Below are 6,560 nucleotides of genomic sequence, written 5' to 3'. Positions count from 1 at the left end.
GGGCACTTCGGCCGGCGCGGGCGTTTCGGCGGCGCCGCCATTGCTGGCCGCCTGCTGGCTGGCTGCTTTCGTCGAGGTCGATTTCGTGGTTTTCTTGGCCGGAGCTTTTTTGGGAGCATCCCAGCCGCCGGTGTCCCAGCCGCTTTGGGCAGCGGCCGAGTTGGCGAGGCCAGCCGCGAAGAACAGGAAGAATAGAGCGCGTTTCATGACGGTATACAGGGGGATAGATGGTTTCGGGGGGCTAACTGAATGCGCGATTGAAACGTTCGGCCCGGCGCGCGCCTTGCCGTAACTTTGCCGGATATGATGCAGATGCAGGACTCCATTGCCGCGCTGACGGCCGAAATTACAACCGCCGACCTTAGCAACGCCGCGCACCTCGATGCTTTTCGCATTGCCTACCTCGGCCGCAAGGGCCGGCTGGCCGATTTGTTCGACCAGCTGAAAGCGGTACCCAACGACCAGAAACGCGCAGTAGGCCAGCAGCTTAATGCGCTGAAACAGCAGGCCCAGGCCCGCTTCGACGAGGCCCAGCAGGCCGCCGAAGCCGCCGCCGACAATGCGCCCGCCAACCCCGATTTCGACTACACCCTGCCCCCGGTACCCAACGCCTTGGGCACCCGCCACCCCCTGAGCCTGGTGCGCGAGGAGATGCTGCGCATCTTCGGCCGCATCGGTTTCGCCGTGGCCGAAGGCCCCGAGATTGAGGACGACTGGCACAACTTCACCGCCCTCAACTTCCCCGAGAACCACCCGGCGCGCGACATGCAGGACACGTTCTTTGTGGCCCCGGCCTCGCGCACGGCCACGCCCGGCGACGTGCCCACCGGCGCGCCCGACCTGCCCCACCTGCTGCGCACCCACACCAGCACCGTGCAGGTGCGCGTAATGGAAACCGAGCCCCTGCCCATCCGTCGGGTGATGCCGGGCCGCGTGTTCCGCAACGAGGCCATTTCGGCCCGGGCCCACATGATGTTCCATCAGGTGGAGGGCATTTTCATTGACGAAGGCGTGAGCTTCGCCGACCTGAAGCAGACGGTGTACTACTTCGTGCAGGAGCTGTTCGGGCAGGACATTAACATCCGTTTCCGCCCCAGCTTCTTCCCCTTCACCGAACCCAGCGCCGAGATTGACATCACTTGCCTGATTTGCAAAGGCAAAGGCTGCAACATCTGCAAGTATTCGGGCTGGGTGGAGATTGGCGGCTGCGGCATGGTGGACCCCGCCGTGCTCGAAAACGCCGGTATCGACCCCGAAAAATACTCGGGCTACGCCTGGGGCATGGGCATCGAGCGCATTGCCATGCTCAAGTATCAGATTAAAGATTTGCGCCTGTTCACGGAAAACGATATGCGTTTCCTGCGGCAGTTTGAGGCGCTCTAACTCAACGACAACCGAACCAATTAGCCCGGCTGGGCATTCTATGCAACCGGCTTTTACAGGTCGGCTTCGATAATTCAGTGATTCAATGAAGGTTAGAAATCAGACCCAGAATAAAGTAAACGTCATCACCCTCGGCTGCTCGAAGAACATCGTGGACTCGGAAGTGCTGATGGGCCAGCTGCAGGCCAATAAGTTCGATGTGACGCACGAGGCCGAGAAATCGGACGCCAACATCGTCATCATCAATACCTGCGGCTTCATCGACAACGCCAAGCAGGAAAGCATTGACACCATTCTGCGCTACGCGGATGAGAAGGAGGCCGGCCGCCTCGAAAAGCTCTACGTGACGGGCTGCCTCTCGCAGCGCTACAAGGACGAGTTGGAGGTGGAAATCCCGCAGGTGGACGCCTACTTCGGCACCCTGGAGCTGCCCCAGATGCTGAAGGTGCTGAACGCTGACTACAAGCACGAGCTCATCGGCGAGCGCCTGATTACCACGCCCAAGCACTACGCCTACTTCAAAATCGCGGAGGGCTGCAACCGCCCCTGCTCGTTCTGCGCCATCCCGCTGATGCGCGGCAAGCACGTCGACCGGCCCATCGAGGACCTGGTGAAGGAAGCCAAGCGCCTAGCCGGCATGGGCACCAAAGAGCTGATTCTCATTGCTCAGGACCTGACTTACTACGGCCTGCAGCACTACGGCGAGCGCAAGCTGGCCGACCTGCTGCGGAACCTCTCGGACGTGAACGGCATCGACTGGATTCGCCTGCAGTACGCCTACCCCTCGCAGTTTCCGCTGGATGCGCTGGATGTGATGGCCGAGCGCGAGAACATCTGCAAATACCTCGACATGCCCCTGCAGCACGGCTCCGACAACATGCTGAAAACGATGCGCCGGGGCATCACCAAGCGCCGCACGATTGAGCTGGTGGATACCATCCGGCAGCGCGTGCCGGGCATTGCCCTGCGCACTACGCTCATCTCGGGCCACCCGGGCGAAACGGAGCAGGACTTCCAGGAAATGTACGATTTTGTGGAGCAGACCCGCTTTGAGCGCCTGGGCATCTTCACCTACTCGCACGAGGAAAATACCCACTCGCACACTCTCGTCGACGACGTGCCGGCCGAGGTGAAGCAGGAGCGCGCCGACGCCATTATGGAGCTGCAACAGGGCATTTCGATGGAGCTGAACGAGGCCCGCGTGGGCCAGACCTACAAGGTGCTGTTTGACCGCAAGGAGAGCGGCCACTTCGTGGGCCGCACCGAGTTCGACTCGCCCGAGGTAGACAACGAAGTGCTGGTACCGGTGGAGAAAAACACCTTCGTGCGCCTGGGCGACTTTGCCAACGTGAAGATTGACTCGGCCTCCGATTTTGACCTGTACGGCCACTTGGTGTAGAGACGCAATATCTTGCGTCTCGTCGTTGAACAACATCTGTTGAATGGCCTGTAGGCGGCGCGGACGACGAGACGCAAAATATTGCGTCTCTACCTCGTTCAAACCATCCAAAACTAACTTTTCCGGCGGGGCCGGGTTTTGTGCGGACTTTTGCCATTGGCTAAGGTTCACACCGAACCCGGCCCCGCTCGTATTACCCCTATGCCTACTCGCTGTACCACGCTGCCCTACGCCGAAACCGGCGCCTTCCCGGGCCTGCTGACCGACTATATCGACCAGAAGCCTGCCCTGGCCCCGTTCTATAACCGCTTTCCGGCCCTGGAAAACTTCGCGGCGCAAATTGAAGAAAAACGCGCCAGCTATTCACCCGAGGCGCGGCAGCGGCTGGTAGCGGCCCTGCAGGAGCAGTACGGCAGCACGGCCCCGGCCGCCACCGCCGCCAATATTGAGTTACTGGCCCGGGAAACCACCTTTACCGTGACGACCGGCCACCAGCTCAACCTGCTCACCGGGCCGCTGTACTTCATCTATAAAATCGTGTCGGCCATTAAGCTGAGCCGTGAGCTGAAGGCCGCATACCCGCAGTACGATTTCGTGCCGGTGTACTGGATGGCCACTGAAGACCACGATTTTGCCGAAATCAATCACTTCTCGCTGTTCGGCAAAACCTACGCCTGGGACGCGGCCGGCACCGGCGGCCCCGTCGGCCGCCTGCCGCTCGACGGCCTCAGCGAGCAATTGCTGAGCCAGCTGCCGCCCGAGGTTCCAGCGGCTTTCCGCGAATCCTACACCTCCTCGAAAAACCTGGCTGAAGCCACTCGCAAGCTGGCCGATGCGCTGTTCGGCGCGTTCGGGCTGGTGACGCTCGACGCCGACCGCCCGGCCCTGAAACAGGCGCTGGTGCCGCTGCTGACCAAGGAAATTCGGGAGCAGGTGTCGAACGCCGCCGTGCAGGCCACCAACGGCCGCCTCACCGCCGCTGGCTATAAGCCACAGGTGTATTCGCGGCCCATCAACCTGTTTTTCATCACCGACGAGGGCAAGCGCGAGCGGCTGGAGCCCGATGCCGGCGGGGCCGACTGCGTGGAGGTCACTATCCGCAACACGGCCAAGTGCCACAGCCAGGCCGAGCTGCTGACGCTGGCTCAGGCGCACCCCGAGCAGTTCAGCCCCAACGTGGTGTTGCGGCCGGTGTACCAGGAAATGCTGCTGCCCAATCTGGCCTACATCGGCGGCGGGGCTGAGGTGGCGTACTGGTTCCAGCTGAAAGACGTGTTTGCGGCGTTCGATGTCCCCTACCCCATCGTGCTGCCGCGCAATTCGGCCGAGTACATCAGCCGCGCCAACGCGGGCAAGCTGAAGAAGCTGGGGCTAACCACGCACGAAATATTCCGCCCGCTACCCGAGCTGAAGAAGCAGGTCGGCGCCGCCCTGGGCCAGGAGGAAATCAGCCTGAAAGAGCAGCAGCAGGCCTTGGCCGCCGCGTTCCAACAGGTGCAGGACGTGGCCCAGCGCCTCGACCCGACGCTGGTAAAAACCGTGGCCGCCGAAGCCCAGAAAGCCGCCGCCGGCCTCGCCGGCCTCGAAAAGCGTCTGAGCAAAGCCGCCGAAACCAAGCACGAAACTGCCTACACCCAGCTGGCCGCCCTCAAGGAAAAGCTCTTCCCCGGCGGCGGCCTGCAGGAGCGCAGCGACAACGTGCTCAGCATCCTGATAAACAACCCCGAGTTTATTCAGCAACTGGTGGAGGCGTTTGAGCCGCTGGCGCTGGAGTTCACGGTGCTGGAGGAGGAGTAGGGCGCTGTGCGCTGGCCGCAGTTTAGCACGCAGCGCGTAACTGCAGGCCGGCCGATGCGGGTAGTATCCAGACTAACACCAATGAGTTATGGAACTACCAGCGCAAGCCGGAAGAATGCGCTAGCTTTGGCTGGCTTACTCCTCCGGCTTTGCTGCTCATGCGCCAGTTCTTACAGTCTCTCTTCTCCAAGGCGCCTATCGCGGCTGCCGACTTATCTTATGGCCTGCTTATTCAGCTGAGGATAGAGCCGATGCTGGCCGGAAACCAATGGGAGAAACTAGAAGCTACAGTTGCTGCATTAAACACTGACGACCTAACACGCTTGGTAGATGGCGTGTGTCTCAGCCATCACCATACAGCAGCAATACAGCGCTACCTGGCATCCGGAGCGTCGGAGCTGCGACAGCTTGTGGCAGGCGCTCATGCAACATTTTTAGCTTGGGAAACCCGCGGTGGGCTGATAGCCGACCAGACCACCGAGGACCAAGCCAACGGCTTTTTCAACTACCTCGACCAAGCCTATAACCACCTCAGCCCTCCTTTTGCAAACCCCGCCTTTCAGGCCGAAGCTTCCGCGCGGCTAGTACGAGTGGGCATGGGGCTAAACGAGCAAGAGCTTTATGACCAAGCTTTTGCTCTGTGCACCCAATTGAGCCCTGCCCACTTAATGGGGCATTTTAACTACATGCGCTGCGTGTCGCCGTGGTGGCACGGCAGTTTGGCTGACTTAACGCATTACGTCGATTCAATTGCCAACCCAGCACTCCGTCAGTTATTTAAGCTTCTGTCCTTGCACGAAATCTACAGCTACCTGGCGCATGAGAATAACAGTGATGCCACGGCTATTAAACAGCTAAGACAGGAATACGGCACGCGCATTAAACAAGTGCTGGCCGGACCATCGCAAGCCGCTGGCAATTCCTTGGCGGCCGTGTACTACAACAATTATTTGGCTGGGCTTCACCACATTCTCGGCAATACGGCCGCCCGTAATCAGCTTATTCAAGCGTTGGAACCGCATTTCACGCCATACCCCTGGCAGTATTTTGGGCTGAACAATGCAATTGCCGTGCAACGCCTGCTGAAATCCTAATGGCCTTTACCGTTAGTGCCCGCCGCCCAGCCCCGCCCTACTCCGTCAGTTCGGCGCTGAGGCCGACTAGGGCGCGCTCCACGCCGGCTACCAACTGCGTGAGGGCCTGGCGCAATGTGGCGGGGGCTTCGGGCGTGGCGGCGGGCTCGTCGCTGTGCAGGCGCACCAATACTTCCAGGGCCGGGGCCACGTCGCAGATGCCCAGCGTGTGCAGGTTGGGCTTGATGTGGTGGGCCAGGCGGCCGACCTCGGGCCAGTTGGCCGCCGCACCGGCGGCTTTCAACTGGGCGAGGCTGTTGGGCATGTTGGTGAGGAAAGACCGTACAATTTTGTGCACAAACTCCTCGCGGCCCTTGGCCATTTCGCGTAGCGGGGCCAGGTTGTAGGCCGGGGCGGCGGGCGGCAGCGCCGGCAGCAAGGCTTCCATGGTTTGGTAGAGCGTGGCCTCGTCGTAGGGCTTGGTGAGGCAGGCGTTCACGCCGGCAGCGAGGTAGCGCTCTACATCGGCCCGAAAAGCATTGGCCGTGACGGCAATAACCGGCATGTTGGCCCGGTGTGGCTCCGGCATCTGGCGCAGCTGCTGCGTGAGGTCGATGCCGCTGATACCGGGCATTTGGATGTCGGTGAGCACGAGGTCGTAATCGTTCACGCGTAGCAGCGCCAGGGCAGCAAGGCCGTCTTCGGCTTCGTCGAGCGCCACGCCCCAGGGCTCGAGCATCATGCGGGCCACGGTGCGGTTTATCTCGTTGTCTTCGACGAGCAGCACCCGGGTGCCTACCAGGCGGCCGGTGTTGTAGGCCGCATCGGTGGCATCGGCCACGGCGGGCGCGGGCGCTTTGGGGAACGTGAGCTCGAAGTCGAAGCTGCTGCCCTGGCCCGGCGCGCTG

General features: G+C 61.4%; 6 protein-coding genes. 4 read left to right on the top strand and 2 right to left on the bottom strand.

From position 1 onward, the window contains the following. Window positions 1–207: hypothetical protein (locus ACYVDE_RS11900; protein ID WP_460501764.1), on the bottom strand; the 207-nt coding region annotated here is incomplete at its 3' end. A gap of 105 nt (window positions 208–312) precedes the next feature. On the opposite strand from ACYVDE_RS11900, the gene pheS reads away from it, so the two are divergent. From pheS to ACYVDE_RS11880, 4 genes are all read left to right on the top strand, one after another. Then, window positions 313–1,383, top strand: a complete 1,071-nt coding sequence (gene pheS, locus ACYVDE_RS11895) for a phenylalanine--tRNA ligase subunit alpha (protein WP_460501765.1) — start codon at window positions 313–315, stop codon at window positions 1,381–1,383. 85 nt (window positions 1,384–1,468) lie between these two features. Continuing rightward, complete coding sequence (rimO, locus tag ACYVDE_RS11890; protein WP_460501763.1) at window positions 1,469–2,782, top strand: MiaB/RimO family radical SAM methylthiotransferase; 1,314 nt, start codon at window positions 1,469–1,471, stop codon at window positions 2,780–2,782. A 201-nt stretch (window positions 2,783–2,983) separates the two neighbouring features. Beyond that, window positions 2,984–4,579 carry a bacillithiol biosynthesis cysteine-adding enzyme BshC gene (gene bshC / locus ACYVDE_RS11885; protein WP_460501762.1) on the top strand — a complete coding sequence of 532 codons (1,596 nt, stop codon included), beginning with the start codon at window positions 2,984–2,986 and terminating at the stop codon, window positions 4,577–4,579. Between the two features lie 158 nt (window positions 4,580–4,737). Then, on the top strand, window positions 4,738–5,673 hold the full coding sequence (locus ACYVDE_RS11880) for a hypothetical protein (protein ID WP_460501761.1): 936 nt from the start codon (window positions 4,738–4,740) through the stop codon (window positions 5,671–5,673). Between the two features lie 37 nt (window positions 5,674–5,710). Here the strand turns inward: ACYVDE_RS11880 and ACYVDE_RS11875 are convergent. Then, window positions 5,711–6,560: response regulator (locus tag ACYVDE_RS11875; RefSeq protein WP_460501760.1), on the bottom strand; the 850-nt coding region annotated here is incomplete at its 5' end.

Source organism: Hymenobacter agri (assembly GCF_054778495.1).
Note: the sequence above shows the minus strand (reverse complement) of the source record. Positions and strands in the feature narration are given on the sequence as shown.

What these genes read in the sequence shown, in the direction of transcription:
- pheS (WP_460501765.1), top strand. Translation starts at nt 313, where the DNA reads ATGCAGGACTCCATTGCCGCGCTGACGGCCGAAATTACAACCGCCGAC.
- rimO (WP_460501763.1), top strand. Translation starts at nt 1,469, where the DNA reads ATGAAGGTTAGAAATCAGACCCAGAATAAAGTAAACGTCATCACCCTC.
- bshC (WP_460501762.1), top strand. Translation starts at nt 2,984, where the DNA reads ATGCCTACTCGCTGTACCACGCTGCCCTACGCCGAAACCGGCGCCTTC.
- ACYVDE_RS11880 (WP_460501761.1), top strand. Translation starts at nt 4,738, where the DNA reads ATGCGCCAGTTCTTACAGTCTCTCTTCTCCAAGGCGCCTATCGCGGCT.